This window comes from Mycobacterium sp. 1274761.0 (assembly GCF_001668615.1).
Lineage (GTDB): Bacteria > Actinomycetota > Actinomycetes > Mycobacteriales > Mycobacteriaceae > Mycobacterium.
In genome coordinates this window covers 52,403-75,966 of sequence record NZ_LZMC01000002.1, presented here as the reverse complement: position 1 = coordinate 75,966, position 23,564 = coordinate 52,403, and the positions used below count along the sequence as shown (strand labels likewise).

The window sequence follows — 23,564 nt, the reverse complement described above, 5'->3', positions numbered from 1 at the left end:
ATGAAGCCATCCAACACAATTCGTCAGCACTGGGCGGCGCTGCGCGCATTGCTGGTGCTCACTGCGATCCTCGGCGTGGCCTATCCAGCGCTCATCTGGGTGATCGCGCAGTTGCCGGGCTTGCGTGCCAAGGCAGAGGGTTCGATCATCGTCGCCGATGGTAGACCGGTCGGCAGCAGCCTGATCGGCCAATCCTTCACCGGCAGCGACGGCAATCCGCTGCCGCAGTATTTCCAAGGCAGGCCGTCTGCAGCCGGCGACGGCTATGACCCGTTGTCCACCGGCGCGAGCAACCTCGGTCCCGAGAGCATCGTCGACACACCCGAGAAGCCAAGCCTGCTCACGCTGGTGTGCTCGCGCAGCGCCGCCGTTGGCGGATTCGAGGGGGTGGACGGGTCGCGCCCGTTCTGCACCGGCGGCGGAGTAGGTGCCGTGCTTTCGGTCATCGGGCCACGCGACGCCCACGGTGTCGTCGTCCATCCGCTCCGGGTCGTCAGCGTCAACGAACCGTGTGAGACGACCCCGGTGCCTTTCCTTAACGTCTACGGCGGCGTCCGGGTCGAGTGCGCCCGTTCCGGTGACGATTACCGCATCGGCCAGCTCGTGCCGATCCGCGGAAACGCCCCTGCGCAGCCCGCCGTTCCGGCCGACGCCGTCACCGCAGGCGGTAGCGGGCTCGATCCGCACATCTCCATCGCCTATGCCGACCTGCAGGTCAACCGCGTCGCGAGGGCACGCGGAGTATCCCCGGCCGACATTCGCGAGGCCGTCGTCGACAACACCGACCAACGGTGGCTCGGCTTCTTCGGCGAACCGACCGTGAATGTGCTGAAGCTGAACCTCGAGCTAGACCAGAAGTATCCGGCAAAGAGCTGATGGTCCGGTGGATGATTGATCATGTGAGTACCTCGCCGCACGGCACGAGACGCGGGGAGCTGCGCATCTACCTCGGCGCGGCCCCCGGCGTCGGCAAGACGTATGCCATGCTCGGCGAAGCTCACCGGCGGCTTGAGCGCGGCACCGACGTCGTCGTCGGCGTCGTCGAAAGCCACGGCAGAAAGAAGACGGCCGCACTGCTCGACGGCATCGAAGTCGTCCCGCCCCGCTACATCGAATACCGGGGGACACGCTTTCGCGAACTCGATGTCGAGGCCGTCATCATGCGACATCCTCAAGTCGTACTGGTCGACGAACTCGCCCACACCAATGCGCCGGGCAGCAAGAACCCAAAGCGATGGCAGGACATCGAGGAAATCCTCGGCGCCGGAATCACGGTCATCTCGACAGTCAATGTCCAACACCTGGAAAGTCTCAACGACGTCGTCACGCAGATCACCGGCATCGAGCAACAAGAGAAGGTACCAGACGAGGTCGTCCGCGCCGCCGATCAAATCGAGCTGGTCGATATCACCCCGGAAGCGCTGCGGCGCAGGTTGTCTCACGGCAACGTCTACGCATCCGAGCGGATCGACGCGGCGCTCTCCAACTACTTCCGCCAGGGCAACCTCACCGCGCTACGCGAACTGGCGCTGCTGTGGCTTGCCGACCAAGTGGACGCCGCACTCGCCAAATACCGTGCTGACAAACACATTACCGATACCTGGGAAACCCGTGAGCGTGTCGTCGTCGCGGTGACCGGCGGACCTGAATCCGAAACCCTGGTACGGCGCGCCTTCCGGATCGCGTCCAAATCCAGCGCGGAGTTGATGATCGTGCACGTGGTCCGCGGCGACGGCTTGTCGGGTGTCTCCGCGCCACAGATGGGAAAGGTCCGCGAGTTGGCCTTCAGCCTGGGCGCGACCGTACACACGGTCGTCGGCGACGACGTGCCCGCCGCGCTACTCGACTTCGCACGCGAGATGAACGCCACCCAACTGGTCATCGGCACCTCCCGGCGGTCACGGTGGGCGAGCATCTTCGACGAAGGAGTCGGCGCGGCGGTCATCCAACAATCGGGCAAGATCGACGTCCACATGGTCACCCACGGGGAGGCCACACGAACCCGCAGGTACCCATCGCTATCCCGGCGTCAGCGGTACACGACCTCGTGGCTGGCCGCAGTCGTTGTGCCATCGGCCATCTGCGCGCTCATCGTCATGCTGCTCGACCCGTTCCTCGGAGTCGGCGGTGAAAGCGCGCTGTTCTTCGTCGGCGTGCTGGTGGTCGCGTTGCTCGGCGGTGTCACGCCTGCCGCAGCGTCGGCCGTGCTGTCCGGCCTTCTGCTCAATTACTTCCTCGTCGAGCCGCGTCACACTTTCACCATCGCCGAACCCGACAGCGCCATCACCGTGGTCGTGCTGCTGGCCATAGCGGTCGCCGTTGCCGCCCTCGTCGACGGGGCGGCCAACCGTGCCCGGGAAGCCAGGAAGGCGTCGCGCGAAGCGGAATTGCTCGCGATGTTCGCCGGTTCCGTTCTGCAGGGCGCCGACCTCGACACGCTTCTGGAACGGGTTCGCGAAGCGTATTCCCAGCGCGCGGTCAGCGTGCTGCGAGTCAAGGACGGCGTCGAGGACGTCGTAGCGTGCGTCGGTAGAGAACCTTGTGCGGCGGTGGAAGCGGCGGACACCGCGATCGAAGTCGGTGATGACGAATTCTGGATGCTGTTGGCGGGTAAGCAGCTAGCGGCGCGCGACCGCCGCGTCTTGACCGCCGTCGCCAAGCAGGCAGCGGGACTGGTCAAACAGAGAGAGCTGTCACAAGAGGCGAGCAAGGCCGAAGCGATCGCGCACGCCGACGAACTACGCCGCTCGCTGCTGTCGGCGGTCAGTCACGACCTGCGCACGCCGTTAGCTGCCGCGAAGGCCGCGGTCTCCAGCCTGCGCAGCGACGAGGTCGACTTCTCCGCCGAAGACACCTCAGAATTACTCGCGACCGTCGAGGAATCGATCGACCAGCTGACGGCGTTGGTCGGCAACCTGCTCGACTCTTCCCGGCTGGCCGCGGGCGTAATCAGCCCTCAACTCCGTCGTGTCTATTTAGAGGAGACGGTGCAGCGTGCCCTGCTGGGAATCAGCAGGCATTCCACGGGTTTTCGTCGTGTCGCTCTGGACCGGGTGAAGGTGGAAGTCGGCGACGGAGTCGTGATGGCCGATGCCGGGCTGCTCGAACGGGTGCTTGCGAACCTGATCGACAATGCATTGCGCTATGCGCCCGACGGGCAGGTGCGGGTCACCGCGGGTGCCGTCGGTGACCGGGTTCTGATCGCGGTGATCGACGAAGGACATGGTGTTCCGCGCGGCGCCGAAGATCGCGTGTTCGCACCGTTTCAACGACTCGGCGACCAGGACAACAGCAGCGGCGTCGGGTTGGGACTCTCAGTCGCCAAGGGTTTCGTCGAAGCGATGGGCGGCTCGATACAAACCACCGACACACCCGGCGGCGGACTGACAGTCGTTGTGGAACTCGCTACCCCCGCGCAGGACTCGGAGGAATGAGTCCCAAGAAGACGAGGGTGCTCGTCGTCGACGATGAACCGCAGATCCTGCGGGCGCTGCGGATAAACCTGTCGGTGCGCGGCTACGAGGTGGTCACCGCGGCGAGTGGAAGCGGTGCACTGCGCGCAGCCGCCGACGAACATCCCGATGTCGTGATCCTCGACCTCGGCCTGCCCGACATGTCGGGCGTCGACGTGATCGCCGGGCTGCGCGGTTGGCTGACGGTGCCGATCATCGTGTTGTCGGCCCGTACCGACTCCGCCGACAAGGTAGAGGCGCTCGACCAGGGAGCCGACGACTACGTCACCAAACCCTTCGGTATGGATGAGTTCCTCGCCCGCCTGCGCGCCGCGATCCGGCGGGGGGCCGCCGCGGCCGAGATCGACCATCCAGTAGTCGAAACATCCTCGTTCACAGTCGATTTAGCGGCGAAGAAGGTCACCAAGAACGGCGCCGAAGTCCACCTCACCCCCACCGAGTGGGGCATGCTGGAGATGCTGGTCCGCAACCGCGGCAAGCTCGTCGGCCGCGAAGAACTTCTCAAGGAGGTGTGGGGACCTGCCTACGCCAAGGAGACGCACTATCTGCGCGTCTACCTCGCCCAGCTGCGCCGCAAGCTCGAAGACGATCCGTCGCATCCGGCGCATCTGCTGACCGAGGCCGGCATGGGCTACCGCTTTCAGGAGTGAGCCGTCTCCTCGGCGAGCTCGATCAGCTTCTTGCGCACCAGATCTGGACGCTCATCGACGACGAAGTGCGTCGCGTCGACGGTTTCGAGCGTATAGTCGTCGGCCTTTGCCGACTCGGGCGCCACCATCGACGGACGCACCACCGTGTCTCGCCCGCCGTAGAGCACTCTGATCGGTACCGTTGCGCGGCGTTTCTCGGGTTGCCGTGCACCAGCGGGCAATTCGCGAAGTAGGAAGGTTCGATACGTATCCCGGCCTGCGCGGGCGCACACTGGATCGCGGAAGCGCTCTGCGAAGACCTGGGCATCTTCGCGGTTCATTTCGGACCCCACCCGCAGGAAGAAATTGACCAACGGCGTGTACCGCTGGAAGGGAACACCGAATGTTGCCAGCGGCAATTGATAGGACAACCGCCACAGGTGGGGCAGCGCGGCCCCCGGCGACACCCACGGATGGTTGATGTTCATCGGAAGGAAGCCCCCGAAACGGGCGGGCTCCTCCAGCACCATGAGATAGCCGACGTAGGCGCCCCAGTCGTGGGCCACCAGCAGCACTCGGTCGAGCCCCAGCGCGTCCATCAGCGCCAGGACGTCTTTGGCGACGTCGGCCTTGGCCCACTTGTGCGGCGGCGGGCCAGACCAGCCATAGCCCGGCAGATCGGGAGCGATGATCCTCAGCCCCGGCGGCGGGTCGGCCAGTAGGTCGCGATATTCCCAGTGGTGCTGGGGCCAGCCGTGCAACGCAAGGACGGGGCGACCGTCGGCCGGACCCGCCTCGGTCACGTGGAAGCGCACGCCGTGGGCCTCCACGAAAGACCGGCGGACCCCGACGATCGGGGGTGGCTCGGCAGTCATGACTGAACTATAGGCGTCGGTTCAACCCGGCCATGGCTAACGGGTCATCCAGGACAGCAGGGCGCTGGAAAGGCGACGGCGCGGCCACCCGAGCGCACCGGCGTCGGCTAGCGCCGCCTTGGCCGCGTTGCGTCCGCACACGCCGTGCACGCCCCCACCGGGGTGGGCAGCGGCGCTGCCGAGATAGACGTTCTGCACGGGCGTTTCGGCTCGGCCCATGCCTGCCGCGGGCCGAAAAACCAACTGCTGGAACAGCTGTGAGGTGCCGCCGTTGACCGCCCCGGTATGCAGGTTCGCGTCGCTGGCCTCCAGGTCTGACGGGCGCTGGATCGTCTTGCCGATCACCCGGTCGCCAAAGCCCGGCGCATGCTCTTCCAAGACCTCATCGACCGCCTCGGCGACCCGGTCGGCCGATTCATCGTCGGCCACGCCACGGGGCAGATGGGTGTAGGCCCAAGCGCTTTCGGTCCCCACAGGCGAGCGACTCGGATCCGACGTGGTCATCTGGCCGAACAGCATGAACGGCCGCCGCGGCAACGTCTTTGTGTTGAGGTCGGCCATCCAGCGGATCAGCCCGTCGTGGTCTGCACCCACGTGCACGGTGCCCGCCTCGCTCAAGCTCTTCGACTGCCACGGGATAAGCGAGTCGAGCGCATAGTTGACCTTCAGAACTGGTGTGTCCCAGACGAATCGGTCCAGCGAACGCAGCAGGCCTGCGGGCACCGCGTGCGATGGCAGCAGGTCCCGGAACAGTTTGGGCGCCGACGTGTCGGCCACCACGGCCTTGCGCACCCTGACCGTCGAGCCGTCGGCGGTGTGCACGGCCACCGCGCGTCCGCCGTGCACCTCGATGGCGTCGACCCGCCGCCGGCATTCGATCTGTGCCCCCGCCGATCGCGCCCGGTTCACCAGGGCTTCGGCCAACTTGCCCGCACCCCCGACCGGAACGGGGAACCCACCGTTCTGCGCCATCATGATCAGCAGGTAGCCCATCACTGCGCTGCCCGGCGCCTCGATGGGCACGTCGGCATGCATTGCGTTGCCCAGCAACAGTAATCGCGCCGAATCGCCGCTGAACAAGTGCTCGGCCATCACCCCCGCGGGTAGCAGCAACAGGTGGGCGAGCCGCAGCGCCTCCGCGGTGCCCAACTTCCGCAACAACCCGACCGGTCCGCGCAACGGCGGAAACGGCGCGAACAACGTTGACAGCAGAGCTCCTTTGATGCGCAGCCACTGCTCGAACAGCTCGCCCCACTGGTCGCCGTCGCCAGGGTCGCGGCGGTTCAACTCGGCGATCGTCCGGTCGACGTCGCGGTAGATCACCGGGGCGTCGTCGTCATCGGCTGATCGTGCGTGACCGACCACCGCCGGCGCGTGCGCCCATCGAAGACCGTGGTCCTCCAGGTTCAGTGCCTTCAGCGCAGGCGAGACCACCGACAGCGGATAAAACGCGCTGTAGAGATCGCTGATGAAGCCGGGAAACAACTCGGCGCTCTTCACCGCTCCACCGGGTTCGGGTTGGGCCTCCAGTACCACCACGTCCCACCCCGCATCGGCGAGCATCGCCGCGGCCACCAGACCGTTGTGTCCGGCGCCGATCACCACCGCGTCCGCGGTCTGCCGGATCATCGCAGCCGCTGTGAAATCACGCGGTTGACAACGGCTTTGGCGGAGTCCGGCATCACCCGGTTGACCAATCCCATCGTCTTCGACAACGGCGACGACGCGACGACCTTCTGCTCATCGCGCATCATCGCGTCGTACCCCTGCTTGGCCACCTTGCCCGGGTCATCCTTCGACGGCATTCGCCCGAGCAGCGTGTCCGTCATCCCGGCCCTTGCGAAGAAGTTCGTATCGGTGGGCCCGGGCATCAGCGAGGTGACGGTTACTCCGGTGGTGCGCATTTCGTCGTGCAGGGCTTCTGCGAACGACTGCACAAACGACTTGGACGCGTTGTACATCGACTGGTGCGAGCCGGGCATCTGGGAGACGATCGACGAGGTGTAGAGGACCTTGCCGGAGCCCCGCGCCGCCATGTCCCGCAGGACCAGTTTCGACAGGTGCACCGTGGAGCGCACGTTGAGATCGATGATGTTGAAGTCGCTGTCGAGGTCGCCTTCGACGAACGGTCCGGAGCGGCCGATGCCCGCGTTGAAGGCCGCGGCGTCGACGTGCCGTCCGCCCTCGGTGGCCGTCCGGTAGAGCCGCTCGACGTCCTCGGGCCGGCGCAGGTCGACCTGCACCGGGATGACGGTCGCACCCGAGCCGGCGAGCTTGTCGGCTGCGGCGTGAATGGCGTCCTCATCGGCGGCCACCACGACGTCGTAGCCGTCCTCGGCGAACAGCTTCGCCAGCTCGAACCCAATACCACTCGATGCACCCGTCACCAGCGCGAGACCCACAGTGCTCGTCATGGCCACGGGCTACCCGGGACCACCGATGTCAAACGGCGATGTGCCCCTGCGGGGGCGGCAACGCGGCTACCGTGCCGATATGGCCGGATACACAGAGCTGTTCCAAGCCAGCATCGAGGACCCGACGACGTTCTGGGCCGATGCGGCGAAGGCCGTCACGTGGACGCGTGAGCCGACGCAGATCCTCGACGACTCGAACCCGCCGTTCTACCGGTGGTTCCCCGACGGGGAGCTCAACACAGCCGCCAATGCGCTGGACCGTCACGTCGACGCCGGACGCTGCGACCAGCCCGCGCTGATCTACGACTCACCGGTGACCGGCACCAGACGCGCCTATACATATCGCGAATTGCTCGACCAGACAGCCAGATTCGCGGGCGCGATGCACAGCTTGGGTGTCGGCAAGGGTGACCGCGTGGTGATTTACATGCCGATGATCCCCGAGGCTGCGATCGCGATGCTGGCATGCGCGCGGCTGGGCGCCGTGCACTCGGTGGTGTTCGGCGGTTTCGCAGCACACGAGCTGGCAACCCGCATCGACGACGCCAAGCCCGCCGCAATCGTCACCGCGTCCTGCGGAGTCGAGCCGACCCGCACCGTTAAATACAAGCCGATGATCGACGCCGCCCTCGACGTGGCCGAGCACGCCCCGCCGGTATGCATCGTCGTGCAACGCGAGCAGCATCGCTGCGAGCTGAAAGCGGGGCGCGACGTCGACTGGACCGACCTCATGGCCGACGCCGAGCCCGTCGCACCGGTGCCCGTCAAAGCCACCGACCCGCTCTACGTGCTGTACACGTCGGGCACCACGGGCAGACCGAAGGGGATCGTGCGCGACAACGGCGGACATGCCGTCGCCCTGCTGTGGAGCATGCGGCACGTCTATGACACCGGTCCCGGCGACGTGTATTGGGCGGCCTCCGACGTCGGCTGGGTGGTCGGCCACTCCTACATCGTCTACGGCCCGCTGCTGCTGGGCGCGACTTCCGTGCTCTACGAAGGCAAACCGATCGGCACACCCGACCCCGGCGCGTTCTGGCGCGTCGCCTCCGAGCACGGTGTGAAGGCGCTTTTCACGGCGCCGACGGCGTTGCGGGCGATCCGCAAAGAGGATCCCGGCGGGGAGCACATCGGCCGGTATGACCTGTCGAAGATGCGGTACCTGTTCCAGGCCGGCGAGCGGCTCGACCCCGACACGTATGCCTGGGCCTCGGAGAAGCTGGGCATCCCGGTGATCGACCACTGGTGGCAGACCGAAACCGGCTGGGCCATCGCCGCCAATCCCGTGGGCGTGGAGCCGCTGCCGATCAAGGCGGGCTCGCCGACTGTGCCGATGCCGGGGTATGAAGTCCGCGTCCTGCGAGTCGACGGGTCGGAATGCGAGGCCGGCGAAGAGGGGGCGATCTGCATCCGGCTGCCGCTGCCTCCGGGCACGCTGCCGACGCTGTGGGGTGACGACGCCCGCTACGAGGCCTCCTATCTGAGCGAATATCCCGGTTACTACCTGACGGGCGACGGCGGCTACATCGACGAGGACGGCTATCTGTTCGTGATGGGCCGCATCGACGACGTCATCAACGTGGCCGGACACCGGCTGTCCACCGGCTCGATCGAGGCGGTGCTGGCCGGACACCCCGCAGTGGCAGAGTGCGCCGTCATCGGCGTCGCCGACGAGATCAAGGGTCAGGTGCCGCGCGGATTCGTCGTGCTCAAGGCCGGCGCATCAGACGAGGGTCTGGCCGACGACCTCGTAAAGGCCGTCCGCGACGAGATTGGCGCGGTCGCGTGCTTCAAGGAGGTCGACGTCGTCGCGGCACTGCCGAAGACGCGGTCCGGCAAGATATTGCGCAAAACGATGCGCGGGATCGCGCACGGCAAGGACGAGCCGCTGCCGTCGACGATCGAGGATCCGTCGGTGATCGAGAAGCTCAAGCCGATACTGACCCGTTGACTCTGCAGTGAGCGCACAAAGTGTGGGTAAGCCGCGCGCTGAGCGCAGAGTCAACGCGAGTGTCAAGCGTATTGTGAAGTCGGCACATGTTCCGACTGAGGAGTTGAGCAGCATGCGAATCTCTGAAACCAAGGGCGGCTGTAACTGTCACTGCAACGCCTGCGATAACGGGCATCACTGCGGCAACCCGCCCAACTGCAACGTCAGACGCTGAATGGGCGTTTGCCCTCGTACGTTCCGGGTAGTCCTTGGGGCCAACCCCGAGGAAGGGAGCGATGATGGCAGTCAATCAACCCGCGGCGCGAGCGAAGTTCACCACGCCGGTTCAGAAGGCTGCGCTGGCGGTCGGAGCGGTGTTCCTACTCGTGGGCATACTGGGATTCATCCCCGGTATCACCACCGGCTACGACACCATGACTTTCGCCGGTCACCACTCAGAAGCGTTGCTGCTGGGTGTGTTCAACGTGTCCATCCTGCACAACATCGTCCACCTTCTCTTCGGTGTGGCAGGCGTGCTGATGGCGCGCACCTTCACCGGGGCGCGCGGATTCCTCATCGGCGGCGGCATCATCTATGCGGTGCTGTGGCTGTACGGATTGCTGATCGACCACCACAGCGCGGCCAACTTCGTCCCGGTCAACACCGCTGACAACTGGCTGCACCTGGCCCTGGCGATCGGCATGATCGTGCTCGGTGTGGCGCTGTCGCGCGTCAACTCAGGCGCCAGTCGGCCCGCCACCCGGGCCTGAGCGCGGCCTCGATTAGCAGGGTCGGGCCGCGGGTACTGCTTTAGCCTGCCGGGCCGTCAATAACCGGTCGGAAGGGAGGCGAAGCGATGGCGCAACCTCCCAGACTGATGGCCGTGCAGGGGGCGGCGCTGCTGGTAGGCGCGGCGTTCCTGATCGTCGGGGTGCTGGGTTTCATCCCCGGCGTCACCGCCCATTACGACCGGCTGCTGTGGCTGGGCCACCACTCGGAAGCCGAATTGTTCGGCGTCTTCGCCGTTTCGGGTTTGCACAACATCGTTCACATGGTGTTCGGCGTCGTCGGGTTGACGATGGCGCGCAGCTATTCGATGGCGCGCGCCTTCTTGCTCGTCGGCGGGCTCGTTTACCTGGGGTTGTGGATGTACGGATTGCTCATCGACCGCACCACCCCGGCCAATTTCGTGCCGGTCAACAACGCCGACAACTGGCTGCACTTCGGCCTCGGCGTCGCGATGGTGTTGTTGGGATTGACGCTCGCGGGTCAGCATGATCCGACGAAACGCCGCACGAGAGTACGCAGTTAGACGATCGACAGCGCGATGCCGTCCAGGATGTCGTGCTCGCTGACCACCAGCTCGTCGATACCGGCCCGGCTGCCCAGCGCGTCGGCCAGCTCTTCGACAATGATTGCGCCGCCGCCGATTACGTCGACGCGGCCTTCGTGCATAGGCCCCAGTGCGGCGCGTTGATCGTGGCTCATCGCGATGATGTCGGCGCAGACCGGCAATAGGTCGTCGAACCCGACGCGCGACAGGTGGATGGCCGCCGGGTCATAGGTCGTCATCCGTTGAGCAAGCGCAGCAAGGGTTGTCATGGTTCCCGCGACGCCCACCCACGTGCGCGCCCGTTCGACGGGCACTGCCCGCAGCGCCTCTCCAAGGCGTTCGCGCACCACGTCACGGGCAGCGGCCACCTCGACCGGCGTGGGTGGATCGGAGTGCAGGCACCGCTCGGTCAGTCGGACGCAGCCGATGTCAGCGGAATACCCCGCCTCCATCTCCCGCTCGCCCAGCACGACCTCGGTGGACCCGCCGCCGAGGTCAACGACGACGAAAGGCGCTGCCCAGGAATCCAACTCATTCACTGCGCCGTGGAACGACAACCTGGCTTCCTCGTCACCGCTGATCACCTCGGCAACGGCGCCGGGGCGCACGGCACCGAGCACCTCCGACGTCATGGCGAAGAAGTCGTCACGGTTGGCGGCGTCTCGCGTCGCAGACGTTGCCACCATGCGAACATTCGAGACACCGTGGCGCTGAAGCAGTTCGGCATAGGCGGTCAGCGCGCCCCTGGTGCGCTCGATCGCCTCGGCTGCGAATCGGCCCGTGGCGTCGACGCCTTGACCGAGCCGGACGATACGCATCTCGCGATGGACATCGAGCAACCGCCCACCGCCGGCTGAGCCGGCAATCGAACTGTCGATCGCGTCGGCGATCAGAAGCCTGATCGAGTTTGTGCCGCAATCGATTGCGCCGACCCTCACAACCACACCTCGCGTTCCAGGATGACCGCCATGCCTGGCTCGTCGGCCAGCACGGCCAGCGCCTCGTCTCCGAAAGGATTGACGCCCGGCCCTTTTGCCAGCGAGTGCGCAATCAAGACGTGGAGGCACTTCACCCGGTCGGGCATACCGCCGCCGGAGAAGGTGGTGCCCAGCGATTCGATCGCGTCCCGCTCGGCGAGATAGGACTCGTGCGCGCGGCGGTAGGCCGCCGCGAGTTCAGGATCCTCGCTGAGCCGCTGGGTCATGTCGCGCATCATGCCCGACGACTCGAGTCGGCTCGCGGCCGCCGTCAGTGCGGGGTGGGTCAGGTAGTACAACGTCGGAAAGGGTGTTCCGTCAGGCAATCTCGGGCTTGTCTTGACGACGCCGGGTTCACCGTTCGGGCACCGGTAAGCGATCTCCAAGACGCCGCGGGGCTCGCGGCCCAGCTGCCGCGCGACGGCGTCGAGATCCGACCGCTCAACCACCGGGCGGCGATGGGGGTGGCGGCGGCTCGGGAGGGGCGGCTGGCGCAGGAACGTTGTGCGGATCGTCGGCGATCGTGTGCCACAGCGACGTGTACCACGGCTGGCCGGCGCGCTTGGCGACCTCGGCCGCGGAACCCGGTTCGGGCGGCGGCACCGCACCGGGAGGCAGCTGCACCTGATACGGCGTATCCCCGGGTTTGACGAACCCCAGCCGCTCCCGGGCTTCGGCCGCGATGTAAACGGGGTCAGCGAGTTTGGCCTTCTGCGCTTCGAGATCGGCGATTTCGACGCGCAGCTTCTCTTCGCTGGCAGCCAACTGGCGCATCTCGGTGCGTTGGGCGAAATACGTCCGCACCGGACCCGCGATCGTCAGCGTGAGCACGCACACCACCGCGGCGAGGATGGCCGCACGCCGTGCAGTCGACCCGAGCCGCTGCTCGGACTGCTGTTCGGCCGCTTCGGCGATCGACTTGCGAATCGAGTCGGCCGTCTGCTCGTCGGCCTGAGGCTGGGCCTTCGCGGATTTCGACTCGGCCTTTCGCGCTTCGCGCCGAACCGGAGAACCCGGACGCGGACGGCCCTTCGCGGAATCACCGGTTTTGCCCGACTTGCCGGACTTGGCCGGTCGGGACGCCGGGGACCGCCGCTTGGGGTCGGGCCGTTTCGCTTCGGGCACAGGCTATTTGGCCTCACCATCGGTCGGTGCGAATCGCGGGAACGCCAGGTCGCCCGCATACCGCGCGGCGTCGCCGAGCGTCTCCTCGATCCGCAGCAGCTGGTTGTACTTGGCGACGCGCTCGCTGCGGGCAGGAGCGCCGGTCTTGATCTGGCCGCTGCCGACCGCCACGGCGAGGTCGGCGATCGTGGTGTCCTCGGTTTCGCCACTGCGGTGGCTCATCATCGTGCGGTACCCGCTGTTGTGGGCCAGGGCCACGGCGTCGAGCGTCTCGGTCAGCGTGCCGATCTGGTTCACCTTGACCAGCAGCGCGTTGGCCGCACCCCGCTCGATGCCGTCCTCGAGGCGTTCGGGGTTGGTGACGAAGAGGTCGTCGCCGACGAGCTGGACGCGGTCGCCGATCGCCGCCGTCAGCGCGACCCAACCGTCCCAGTCGTCCTCGGACAGCGGATCCTCGATCGAAACGAGCGGGTAGATGTCGAGTAGCCCGGCGTAGAACTGCGCCATCTGATCGGATGTGCGCGTCTCCTTCTCGAAGCTGTAACCCGTTCCCTGGGTATAGAACTCGGTGGCCGCGACGTCCAGCGCCAGGGCCACGTCGCTGCCGACCGTCAGCCCCGTCGCCTCGATGGCCGACAGGATCAGGTCCAAGGCCGCCTTGGTGCCGGCGACGTCGGGTGCAAACCCGCCTTCGTCGCCGAGGCCCGTCGACAGCCCCTGCTTCTTGAGCACCGACTTCAGCGAGTGGTACACCTCGGCGCCCCAGCGCAGCGACTCCTTGAAGCTCGGCGCGCCGATCGGAGCCACCATGAACTCCTGGACATCGACCCCGGTGTCGGCGTGGGCGCCGCCGTTGAGGATGTTCATCATCGGCACGGGCAAGATGTGTGCGTTCGGGCCGCCGACGTAGCGGAACAACGGCAGCCCGGCCGACTCCGCGGCGGCCTTGGCCACCGCGAGCGACACCCCGAGGATCGCGTTGGCGCCCAGCCGTGACTTGTCGGGTGTGCCGTCGAGGTCGAGCAGAGCCTGGTCAACCAGTCGCTGGTCGTCGGCGCTCGAGCCGATGACGGCCGGCGCAATCTCGTCAAGCACCGCCTCGACGGCTTTCTGCACGCCCTTACCGCCGTAGCGCGAGCCGCCGTCACGCAGTTCCACCGCCTCGTGCTCCCCCGTCGACGCGCCCGACGGCACCGCGGCCCTGGCGAACGTGCCGTCGGTCAGGGCCAACTCGACCTCGACCGTCGGGTTGCCGCGCGAGTCGAGGATTTCGCGAGCTCCGACCTGCTCGATGATGGGCACTGGCGTTCTCCTTGGTCGGTCGGGGTGGACGGAACTAGATGAGCCTAGAGCGTGGCCATGCGGTAAGCGGGATTAGAGGGGTCAGAGGGGATGGCCTTCGGCGTACGCGGTCGCCCAATCGCGCACAGTGCGGGCGTACTGCTCGGACAGGTTGTAGGCACGCAAGGCGTTCATCCAGCCTCGCGGTGTGGCGAGATCCTTGCCCCGCCAGCACAGGTATCCCGCCGCAGACAGTGCCGCGTCGTCGAAATTGTCCGGGCTGACCTTGCCGTCATTGTTGGCGTCGACCCCGTAGAGTCGCCACGTCTCGGGGATGAACTGCATGGGTCCCATCGCCCGGTCGAGGCCCGGGTCACCGTCGAGCGCGCCGGAGTCGCTGTCGACGATCTCGAGGTTGCCCATCGTGCCGTCCAATCGCACCCCGCGGATCAAGGGCGTGACCTCTCCGTCGGGCGCGATGCTCGCGCCGCGATAGGTGCCGTGGTGGCTTTCCACCATGCCGATTCCGGCCAGCGTCGGCCAACTGAGATGGCAGTTGGGATTCTCGACCTCGGCAACTCTGGCCGCATAGGCATAGGCCTCCAGTGCTCCGACCGGTATGCCAAGTGCAGGCGCACGTTGGGCTGCCCACTCATGGAGCTGGTCGGCGGGTCTGCCCTTGGCGTGGGTGTCGATTGCCGGCACCGGATCACCCGCCGGCGGCGGTACGCCCTCGGGAATGGGGGTGCCGAGCTGCCACGAGCAGCTGGAGGCCATGAGCAGCGCTGTCGCGAAAATCACCGCGACAGCCCGCAGCCAAAGCACTGGCAACACCGGACTCCCTACAACCCTGTACTTGGAATCCATCGTCCCATGCCCCGCGAGTGCTACGGGGGACCCGTGGTTGGCGTGCGTCACTAAGGGCAGGCAAACGGTATTTAGGTGTGCCTATCCTCGATCTGAGGGAACGATGTAATGTTCACGCGTCTGACAACGAGGAGGCTCAATGAAACTGCATCTCGCCTGGCCCGTGTCGGTTGCGGCCGCGGCCTTGGTTCTTGCCGGGTGCTCCAGCAGCGACTCCGGCAACTCCGCCGAGAGCAGTGCCTCCAGTCCCGCCGGCGAGACGTCGAGGACTGCGGCCGCGGCTCCCAGCCCGGAGCTGCAGAAGGCCGCTGACGAATACAAGGCTTACGCCGTCGGCCAAATCGACCAGCTGGTCAAGGGCGTCAAGGTCCTCACCGACGCGGTGCGGGCCAACAACCTGAAGGCCGCGCAGGACGCGTACGCCCCGTCGCGCATGCCGTGGGAGCGCATCGAGCCTCTCGCCGGCCTCGTCGAGGACACCGACGCCAAGGTCGACTCGCGCGTCGACGATTTCGCGGGCGAGGACGATCCTAAGTTCACCGGTTGGCACCGGCTCGAGTTCCTGTTGTTCAACAAAAACACCACCGAAGGTGGCACGCCTGTCGCCGACCAGCTCGACCGCGACATCGCCCAGCTGCAGAAGCAGTTCGCCACCGTTGAGGTGAAGCCGGTCGACGTGGCCAACGGCGCCGCCGAGCTGATCGAGGAGGTGTCGCAGGGCAAGATTACCGGCGAGGAGGAGCGCTACTCGAAGACCGACCTGTGGGACTTCGACGCCAACCTGCAGGGCTCCCAGGCCGCGATCGACAAGCTGACACCCGCTCTGCAGAAGGTCGACCCTGCCCTGCTGGACAAGATCAACGGTGGCATCCACCAGGTGTACGACACCTTGGCGCCGCTGCGCCGGGGTGACGGCTGGGTGCTGTTCTGCCCCGAGAATGACCAGTACCCGACGCCGAGGTGCCCGGCGGTGACGGTGACCCCGCAGGTCGTCGACACGCTCAAGGCGCAGCTGGCCGGGTTGTCGGAAAACCTCTCTCAAGTCGCGGGAGTTCTGAAGCTGCAGTGACCCAGCCGCCACCACGACACGGGATTTCGCGCCGCGGCTTTGTCGCCGGGGCGCTGGGTACCGGTGTCGCGGTGGGCGCGGGCGCGGCCATCGGGGCGTGCTCGGCACCATATCCGGCCGCACCGCCGGTTCCGCAGCCAGCATTCACCGCGTTCGAGGGTCCGCACCAGGCAGGCATCACCACGCTGCCGATCCCCGAGCAAGGCTTGGTCGCGTCGTTCAACCTCCACGTGGCCGGCCGCCGCGGCCTGAAGGAGGCGCTGCAGGAGCTCACCGAGGAGATCCGCGGGCTGATGGCCGGCAAGCCGCCCGAGACACGGCATCCGGCCTTCCCGCCGGTGGATTCGGGCATTCTCGGCGACAAACCGCCGGCCGATAACCTGTCGATCCTCGTGGGTCTCGGGGCGTCGGCGTTCGACGACCGGTTCGGGCTGGCTGACCGCAAGCCCAAGGAACTGGTCACGATGCCGTTCCTGGCCAATGACAAGCTGGATCCGAAGCTGTCACACGGCGATCTGTCGATCGTCATCGAGGCGGGACACACCGACACCGTGCAGTTCGCGTTGCGGCAGTTGATGCGCCGGACCCGCCGCGACATGACGCTGCGCTGGATGATCGACGGGTACGCGCGCGGCATCGGTGCGGGCAAGACGTCGGAGGCTGCGACGCCGCGAAACCTTCTGGGGTTCAAGGACGGTACTGCCAATCCCGATGTCGACGACACCGCGCTGATGAATCGGCATATCTGGGTGCAGCCCGACGACGGGGAACCCGACTGGGCCGTCGGCGGCTCGTATCAGGCCGTGCGCATCATCCGCATGTTCGTCGAGTTCTGGGACCGCACTCGGCTCGCCGAGCAGGAGGCGCTGATCGGCCGCAAGAAGCTCAGCGGAGCCCCGCTGGGGTTGAACGACGAGTTCGCCGACCCGAACTACGCCGAAGACCCTGACGGCAAGCGAATCCCGCTCGACGCGCACATCCGGCTGGCGAATCCGCGCACCACCCAAACCGAGCAGAACCTGATTCTGCGAAGGGGATTCAACTATTCGCGCGGCTTCGACGGCGCGGGCAGGCTCGATCAAGGGTTGGCGTTCATCGCCTACCAACGCAGCCTGGAGAAGGGGTTCCTCGCCGTGCAGAGCCGGCTGAAAGGCGAGCCGCTGGAGGAGTACATCCTGCCGGTCGGCGGCGGCTTCTTTTTCGTGCTACCAGGGGTCACCGGCGCCGACCGCTTCCTCGGCGACGCATTGGTCGACTGAATTCAGCTGGTGGCGCCGACGGGCGCTTTTAGGTGCTTTTGCGCTGGACTTCCCGCTATTTCTGCACAGTCGGCTCGGGCTCGGCTTCTACGACAGGCTCGTCTTCGGCCTCGACGGGCTCGTCTGGCTCGGCTTCTTCGCCGGGCTCCACTATGTCGGCCGGCGGCCAGAACGCCCGCCACTCCTCCTCGGAGATTCTTCCGAGCGAGGCGATGTCAAGCTCCTCGGGCACATCTTCGCCGCGACGGTCGGCGGCGATGGCCCGCTCGACCGAACGGACGATGTCCATGAACTCCAAAACCTCTGCGCGCAACGCATTTTCGGCGTCGCCGTCAAGCGTCAGCGACACGCGGGTGATCGAAGCCGGGATCAGGTCGGCGGGCAGGCCAGCAGCACTGACCCGGTCAATCACCTTCTGCGCCAAGGCCAATGCGGGCTGACCCGTCGGCACGTCGTCCATGGACGACCTGCGGGTCTTCTCGCGGGCTTTGCGTTCTTCCCACTGCGCCAGTTGGTCGTCCAGCGATATCGGCTCACCGGCGAGCACGGCCGGTACGCGGTTGGCGAGCTTGCGCAGTAGCGAGTCGGCGACGTCGTCGATGGTGAACGCATGCTGGGTGGCGTCCTCGGCGATGCGGGCGTGGAACAACACCTGCAGCAGCACGTCACCGAGTTCTTCGCGCAGTTCGTCGGCGTTGCCGCTGCGCACCGCGTCGAACAACTCGTAGGTTTCCTCCAGCAGGTATCGGCGCAGCGAGTCGTGCGTCTGCTCGCTCTCCCACGGACCCGCGGTGCGCAGCTTGTCCATCATCGCCACCGCGTCGAGGAGCCGCTCCCCCGCCTGCGGCTCCGGGGCGGCGATCACTCTGTCACCGGCGGCCAGCCGCGCCTTCACGGCGGGATGGTCGGGGTCCGACGACAACAGCACCGGCGCGTCGTCACCCTCATAGGCCGGCCGCGCCGACGGCAATGACCACGGCACCTTCACCGGCATCTCTTCGGTGTACTGGACGTCACCGGCGAGCAGTTCGACCGCTTCGACGGGGATCAACGATGGGCGGCGGGGGTCGACCAATACCACAGTCATGGGCTGCACCCCCTCGCGTTTCGATGAGACCGCTGGCCTCGGTTATACCAACACATCGGACCTCGACGCGCGGCCGCAGACGGCGATGGCCGCCCTGCCCAGAGGCAAGGCGGCCACCGTGTCACGCGTGTGACTTAGGACTGCCAGTCGTCGGGGATGTCCCAGTGACCGGGCCGCTCCTCGAAGAACGGGTTATCCAGCTCTCCCACCTTGGCCAGCTTCTTCAGCTGCCCGGGCGGAATTCCGAAGAACGGATTCGCGATCCCGTTGATCTCCCGCGCGTGCATCAATTGCCCGGGCGGAATGTGGCCAATCGGCAGCCGGAAGAAATTGTCTACCTCCGGAAACTCCACATCCGGAAACTCCACATCCGGGAGGTTCACATCAGGGCCATCGATATCCGGCATATTCACCTGCGGAAAATCCACATCAGGCACATTCACCTGCGGCACGGCCGGAACCGGAATGCTGGGCGGATTCGGCACAAACTGATCGGCATGCGCGATACCAGCGCTCAGGCCAACCGCACCGAGTCCCAGCGCGCCGGCCATTGTGGTGGTTACTGCGAGCTTCTTGATGTCCATCTTCACTCCTTCGCCTTGCGTCATCGCAACGCACGCCAACGAACTGCGGCGTCGCATGATGTTCGGTTTAGGACATTGCTCGATCGCTCCTATGACGATCCCGCCGCCCCTTGTTTAGACGACATCGCAATATCTCGACCCCCCACCTAAGTATTTCGCATCGCCGATCGGCTGCGTTAACAGCGCCGCGGAATTCGTGCCGAATAGACCTGGAGAAATTGCGATAACCAGCAATTAGGCAGAGAAATTTACCTTCGCGGTGATATCGACACTGCCTTGCGGTTTTCCATTCAAAGCCAAGATCAAATCGGCGACCATTTGCACAAGCTCAAGATCACGAAGACGTGGCGCGCCTACCTCGCCGCCGGTGCGCGGAATCGGCACCTGCACCGTCGACGTCGTCGCCCGATACCCCGCACTCGGGTACATACGCTTCAGCCGCAGCTGCTGGGAGTCCAACAGCGTCAACGGCGACAGCCGCAGCATCGACTCCGACGGGGCGCTGATCTCAGTGATGCCGTACTCACGCGCCAGCAACCGCAGCCGGGCGACTGACACCAGACGCTGCGCGGGTTCGGGCAAAGGGCCGTACCTGTCGACGAGTTCATCGACAACCGCACTGACACCGTCCTGGTCGGCGGCCGAGGCCAGCCGCCGATATCCCTCGAGCCGCAGCCGATCGCTGGCGATGTAGTCCGGCGGCAGATGAGCGTCGACCGGCAGGTCGATCCGCACATCTTTCGGTTCAGGTGCAGTGGCAACGGCTTTCCCATCGGCGGCTGCACGGTATGCCTCGACGGCCTCACCGACCAGCCGTACGTACAGGTCGAACCCGACACCGGCGACGTGGCCGGACTGTTCGACGCCGAGCACGTTGCCTGCGCCTCGGATCTCCAGGTCCTTCATCGCCACGGCCATGCCCGCGCCGAGTTCGTTGTTCTGAGCGATCGTTGCCAGCCGGTCGTAGGCCGTCTCGGTCAGCGGAACCTCGGGCGGATACATGAAATACGCGTAGCCGCGCTCACGGCTGCGGCCCACCCTGCCGCGCAGCTGATGCAGCTGCGAGAGCCCGAAGGTGTCAGCGCGTTCGACGATCAACGTGTTGGCGTTCGAAATGTCCAGACCGGTCTCGACGATCGTCGTGCAGACCAAGACGTCGTACTCGCGGTTCCAGAAGCCCTCGACCGTGCGTTCCAGCTGTTCCTCGGGCATCTGGCCGTGAGCGACGACCACGCGCGCCTCGGGCACCAGCGCCCGTAGTCGCGCCGCCGCCTGGTCGATCGTGCGCACGCGGTTGTGGATGTAGAACGCTTGCCCGTCGCGCAGCAGCTCGCGGCGCAGCGCGGCGGCGATCTGCTTGTCGCTGTGCGGGCCGACGTAAGTCAGCACCGGATAGCGCTCTTCGGGTGGGGTGAGAATCGTCGACATCTCGCGAATGCCGGCCAGGCTCATCTCGAGCGTGCGCGGGATCGGCGTCGCGCTCATCGTCAGCACGTCGACGTGGGTGCGCATCGACTTGATGTGCTCCTTGTGTTCGACGCCGAAGCGCTGCTCCTCGTCGACGATGACCAGGCCGAGATCTTTCCACGTCACCCCGGTCTGGATCAGCCGGTGGGTGCCGATGACGATGTCGACCGAGCCGTCCTTCATGCCCTCGAGCACCGCGCGCGACTCGGTGGGATCGGTGAACCTGGACAGACCTTTGACCGTGACGGGAAACCCGGCCATCCGTTCGCTGAACGTCTGCAGATGTTGGTCGGCCAACAGCGTCGTCGGCACCAGCACCGCAACCTGCTTGCCGTCCTGCACCGCCTTGAACGCCGCGCGCACGGCGATCTCGGTCTTGCCGTAACCGACGTCGCCGCAGATCACCCGGTCCATCGGGATCGGCTTTTCCATGTCGGCCTTGACCTCGGTGATGGCGGTCAGCTGGTCCATCGTCTCGGTGAACCCGAACGCGTCCTCCATCTCGGCCTGCCACGGGGTGTCGGGCCCGAATGCGTGCCCGGGCGACGCTTGGCGTTTGGCGTACAGCGACACCAGCTCGCTGGCGATCTCGCGTACTGCCTTGCGCGCCCTGGTTTTGGTGTTGGTCCAGTCGCTGCCGCCCAGCTTGCTCAGCGTGGGCGCTTCCCCGCCGACGTAGCGCGACAGCTGGTCCAGCGAGTCCATCGGCACGAACAGCTTGTCCGTATTTTTCCCGCCTGCCGCCCCTTTCTTGCTCGACGCGTACTCGAGCACCAGATACTCGCGGCGCGCACCGCCCACGGTGCGCTCGACCATCTCGACGAAGCGTCCGATGCCGTGCTGGTCGTGCACGACGAGGTCCCCGGCCGTCAGCGCGAGCGGGTCGACGACGTTGCGGCGCTTAGCGGCCAGCCGCTTGCCCTCCGGGGCGGTAACACGGTTGCCGGTCAGATCCGTCTCGGTGATCACGACGAGGTTGGCGCCCGGCAGCACCACGCCGTCGTGCAGCGGCCCTTTGAGCACGCCCACGACGCCGGGTTTGGGCTGCTCGCCCTCCTGGAGCATGGACGCGGGCGTGTCGGCATCGGCCAGCTGCTCGCAGACGCGGTGCGCGGTGCCGGTGCCGGGGGTGACGACGGCTGCGGTGCCGCCGGTGGCGACATGCGCGCGCAGCATGGCGAAGATCTCTTCGACGCTGGACTGCTGGCCGCGCGCCGACGGCGCAGGCCGGATGTCGAGTTCGACGGCGTCCTCGGCGCTCAGCTGCGACAGCGTCCACCACGGGTGACCGCCCCTGCGGGCGCCCGCGATGACGTCATCGAGCTCCAGATAGCCCGACGCGCCGAGTGCCTCGAGGTCGATGGGCGCGTCACCGCCGACCGCCGCCGTCGACCACGACGCCTCGAGAAATTCACGGCCGGTCTTGATGAGGTCGGCGGCGCGGGTGCGGATCTTCTCCGGGTCGCAGATCAGCAGCGGCGTCTGCGCAGGCAGGTGCTCGCTGAGTCGAGACAGCTCGGTCGGACGCAGCAGCGGAAGTAGGGCCTCCATGCCGTCGACGGGAATGCCCTCGCCGAGCTTGGCGAGCATGTCGGGCACGCTGCCGGGCACCTCGTTGCCGGTCCGCGGATGCTCGGCCGACAGCTCGGACGCGCGGACCCGCACGTCGTCGGTCAGCAGCAGTTCGCGGCAGGGCACCGCGATCACGAATTCGACATCGATGTCGGGGATCGAGCGCTGGTCGGCCACGGCGAACATCCGCATCTCGGAGACCTCGTCGCCCCAGAACTCAACCCGGACCGGGTGCTCGGCGGTGGGCGGGAACAGGTCGAGGATGCCGCCGCGAACCGCGAACTCGCCTCGCTTGCCGACCATGTCGACGCGGGTGTACGCCAGCTCCGCCAGCCGGTGCACTACGGCGTCGAAGTCTGCCTCCTCGCCGAGCGTCAGAGTGACGGGCTCGATATCGGCCAAGTCGGGGGCCATCGGCTGCACCAGCGAGCGCACGGTGGTGACGATGACCCGCAGCGGCGGCCCAAGCCGGGCATCGTCGGGATTGGCCAGCCGCCGCAGCACCAACATGCGCGCGCCGACGGTCTCCACACCGGGAGAAAGCCGTTCGTGCGGCAGCGTTTCCCAGGACGGGAACAGCGCCGCCGAATCGCCGAAGACACCGCGCAGTTCGGCGGTCAGGTCGTCGGCCTCGCGGCCGGTGGCGGTGACCACCAGCAGCGGCCCGGCATCTGCCAGACTGCCGGCGCCGCCGGCGGCGGCCAGCGCACAGGCGGCGAACAGCCTGGCGCTGGCGGGTCCGATAAGGGCGAGATCGGCGGGTCTGTCGGCGGCGCGGCTCGCGACGTCCTGCAGGCAGGGGTCGCGCAGCGCCAGGTCAACGAGCCCCGCGATCGGGGTTTGGACACGAGCGGTCCCCGATGCGGTCATGATGAGTCCATCCTAGGCACTTGCGATTTGGGCGTGATTCCCCGCGGTGGGCGCGGGTATTCACGCCGAAATCACTACTCGTCGAGCAGTTGCGGGTCGTCCTCGAGATGCATCAGCCCGTTCCAGCACAGGTTCACCAGATGCGCGGCGACGACTTCCTTCTTCGGCTCACGCACATCGAGCCACCACTGCGCGGTCATCGACACCGACCCGACGAGCGCCTGCGCGTACAGCGGCGCCATCGTGGGGTCCAGACCGCGGCGCTCGAAGTCGCCTGCCAGGATCGACGACACTTGGTTGACGGCCTCGTTGAGCAACGTCGAATACGTGCCGGATGTGATGGCCGCGGGCGAGTCGCGGATGAGGATGCGAAACCCGTCGGTGCGCTCGTCGACATAGGTCAGCAGCGCAAGCGCGACGCGCTCGATGCGCAGCCGCGACCGGTTGTTCGTGGTGCGGGTCAGTGACGACGTGATGCCGTCCAGCAGAGCCGACATCTCGCGGTCGACCACCACTGCGTACAGGCCTTCCTTACCGCCGAAATGTTCGTAGACGACGGGTTTGGACACGTTGGCGCGCTGGGCGATTTCCTCGATCGCAGTGCCCTCATATCCGCGCTGGGCGAACAGGGTGCGGGCGATGTCGATGAGCTGGTGACGCCGCTCGGCACCGGTCATCCGGGCGCGGGGTGCACGCAGTTCCTTCTCCGGTACTGCCACACCAGCCAGGGTAATTGGTTGGACTACCATCAC

At 66.5% G+C, this 23,564-nt stretch carries 20 protein-coding genes; 8 read left to right on the top strand and 12 right to left on the bottom strand.

Translation table 11 applies throughout. The annotated features are described in order from the left end of the window. Genes A5651_RS00565 through A5651_RS00555 form a run of 3 tightly spaced genes read left to right on the top strand, consistent with a single transcriptional unit; the run spans position 1 to position 4,123 of the window. Positions 1–876, top strand: a complete 876-nt coding sequence (locus tag A5651_RS00565; protein WP_066974514.1) for a potassium-transporting ATPase subunit C — start codon at positions 1–3, stop codon at positions 874–876. Continuing rightward, entirely contained in the window at positions 876–3,434 is a 2,559-nt protein-coding gene (locus tag A5651_RS00560; RefSeq protein WP_156662456.1) for a sensor histidine kinase KdpD, read from the top strand. Before A5651_RS00565 ends, A5651_RS00560 begins: the two co-directional genes overlap by 1 nt. Beyond that, positions 3,431–4,123 (top strand): response regulator, encoded by a 693-nt coding sequence (locus A5651_RS00555; protein WP_066974512.1) that lies wholly within the window; start codon positions 3,431–3,433, stop codon positions 4,121–4,123. Before A5651_RS00560 ends, A5651_RS00555 begins: the two co-directional genes overlap by 4 nt. On the opposite strand, the gene A5651_RS00550 is transcribed toward A5651_RS00555, so the two are convergent. From A5651_RS00550 to A5651_RS00540, 3 genes are read right to left on the bottom strand one after another with little or no spacing between them, the layout of a single operon-like run. Then, on the bottom strand, positions 4,114–4,977 hold the full coding sequence (locus tag A5651_RS00550; RefSeq protein ID WP_066974510.1) for an alpha/beta fold hydrolase: 864 nt from the start codon (positions 4,975–4,977) through the stop codon (positions 4,114–4,116). The two genes, A5651_RS00555 and A5651_RS00550, sit on opposite strands and share 10 nt — an antisense overlap. A gap of 36 nt (positions 4,978–5,013) precedes the next feature. Next, on the bottom strand, positions 5,014–6,606 hold the full coding sequence (locus tag A5651_RS00545) for an NAD(P)/FAD-dependent oxidoreductase (RefSeq protein ID WP_066974508.1): 1,593 nt from the start codon (positions 6,604–6,606) through the stop codon (positions 5,014–5,016). After that, positions 6,603–7,391: an SDR family oxidoreductase gene (locus A5651_RS00540; protein ID WP_066974545.1), complete on the bottom strand. Its 789-nt coding sequence runs from the start codon at positions 7,389–7,391 to the stop codon at positions 6,603–6,605. Before A5651_RS00540 ends, A5651_RS00545 begins: the two co-directional genes overlap by 4 nt. A gap of 79 nt (positions 7,392–7,470) precedes the next feature. Here A5651_RS00540 and A5651_RS00535 point away from each other — a divergent pair, with 79 nt between their 5' ends. From A5651_RS00535 to A5651_RS00525, 3 genes are all read left to right on the top strand, one after another. After that, positions 7,471–9,342 (top strand): propionyl-CoA synthetase, encoded by a 1,872-nt coding sequence (locus A5651_RS00535; protein WP_066974543.1) that lies wholly within the window; start codon positions 7,471–7,473, stop codon positions 9,340–9,342. Between the two features lie 278 nt (positions 9,343–9,620). Continuing rightward, the gene (locus A5651_RS00530) at positions 9,621–10,091 is read left to right on the top strand and encodes a DUF4383 domain-containing protein (RefSeq protein ID WP_066974541.1); all 471 of its coding nucleotides are present in this window, start codon (positions 9,621–9,623) and stop codon (positions 10,089–10,091) included. Positions 10,092–10,177: 86 nt separating this feature from the next. Then, positions 10,178–10,633 (top strand): DUF4383 domain-containing protein, encoded by a 456-nt coding sequence (locus tag A5651_RS00525; RefSeq protein WP_066974506.1) that lies wholly within the window; start codon positions 10,178–10,180, stop codon positions 10,631–10,633. On the opposite strand, the gene A5651_RS00520 is transcribed toward A5651_RS00525, so the two are convergent. The 5 genes from A5651_RS00520 to A5651_RS00500 form a co-directional block, all read right to left on the bottom strand. Beyond that, a complete protein-coding gene (locus tag A5651_RS00520) occupies positions 10,630–11,598 on the bottom strand; it encodes a Ppx/GppA phosphatase family protein (RefSeq protein WP_066974504.1) in 969 nt (322 codons plus the stop codon). The two genes, A5651_RS00525 and A5651_RS00520, sit on opposite strands and share 4 nt — an antisense overlap. Then, entirely contained in the window at positions 11,589–12,080 is a 492-nt protein-coding gene (locus A5651_RS00515; protein WP_066974502.1) for a DUF501 domain-containing protein, read from the bottom strand. The genes A5651_RS00520 and A5651_RS00515 overlap by 10 nt, the downstream gene beginning before the upstream one ends. Then, positions 12,073–12,756, bottom strand: coding sequence for a septum formation initiator family protein (locus A5651_RS00510; RefSeq protein WP_066974500.1), 684 nt, complete (start codon positions 12,754–12,756; stop codon positions 12,073–12,075). The genes A5651_RS00515 and A5651_RS00510 overlap by 8 nt, the downstream gene beginning before the upstream one ends. 3 nt (positions 12,757–12,759) lie before the next feature. Then, the gene (gene eno, locus A5651_RS00505; RefSeq protein ID WP_066974499.1) at positions 12,760–14,058 is read right to left on the bottom strand and encodes a phosphopyruvate hydratase; all 1,299 of its coding nucleotides are present in this window, start codon (positions 14,056–14,058) and stop codon (positions 12,760–12,762) included. Between the two features lie 81 nt (positions 14,059–14,139). Then, positions 14,140–14,871 (bottom strand): lytic transglycosylase domain-containing protein, encoded by a 732-nt coding sequence (locus tag A5651_RS00500; protein WP_156662455.1) that lies wholly within the window; start codon positions 14,869–14,871, stop codon positions 14,140–14,142. 172 nt (positions 14,872–15,043) lie between these two features. On the opposite strand from A5651_RS00500, the gene A5651_RS00495 reads away from it, so the two are divergent. Next, the gene (locus A5651_RS00495) at positions 15,044–15,973 is read left to right on the top strand and encodes an EfeM/EfeO family lipoprotein (protein WP_066974497.1); all 930 of its coding nucleotides are present in this window, start codon (positions 15,044–15,046) and stop codon (positions 15,971–15,973) included. Then, a complete protein-coding gene (locus A5651_RS00490) occupies positions 15,970–17,232 on the top strand; it encodes a Dyp-type peroxidase (RefSeq protein WP_066974496.1) in 1,263 nt (420 codons plus the stop codon). Before A5651_RS00495 ends, A5651_RS00490 begins: the two co-directional genes overlap by 4 nt. 55 nt (positions 17,233–17,287) lie before the next feature. Here the strand turns inward: A5651_RS00490 and A5651_RS00485 are convergent, their stop codons facing one another. The 4 genes from A5651_RS00485 to A5651_RS00470 form a co-directional block, all read right to left on the bottom strand. Beyond that, the gene (locus tag A5651_RS00485) at positions 17,288–18,319 is read right to left on the bottom strand and encodes a nucleoside triphosphate pyrophosphohydrolase (protein ID WP_066974494.1); all 1,032 of its coding nucleotides are present in this window, start codon (positions 18,317–18,319) and stop codon (positions 17,288–17,290) included. A 134-nt stretch (positions 18,320–18,453) separates the two neighbouring features. Beyond that, a complete protein-coding gene (locus A5651_RS00480; RefSeq protein ID WP_066974539.1) occupies positions 18,454–18,903 on the bottom strand; it encodes a hypothetical protein in 450 nt (149 codons plus the stop codon). Positions 18,904–19,137: 234 nt separating this feature from the next. Next, positions 19,138–22,812, bottom strand: a complete 3,675-nt coding sequence (gene mfd, locus A5651_RS00475; protein WP_066974493.1) for a transcription-repair coupling factor — start codon at positions 22,810–22,812, stop codon at positions 19,138–19,140. Between the two features lie 74 nt (positions 22,813–22,886). Then, entirely contained in the window at positions 22,887–23,489 is a 603-nt protein-coding gene (locus tag A5651_RS00470) for a TetR/AcrR family transcriptional regulator (protein WP_066974491.1), read from the bottom strand. Positions 23,490–23,564: the final 75 nt, after the last annotated feature.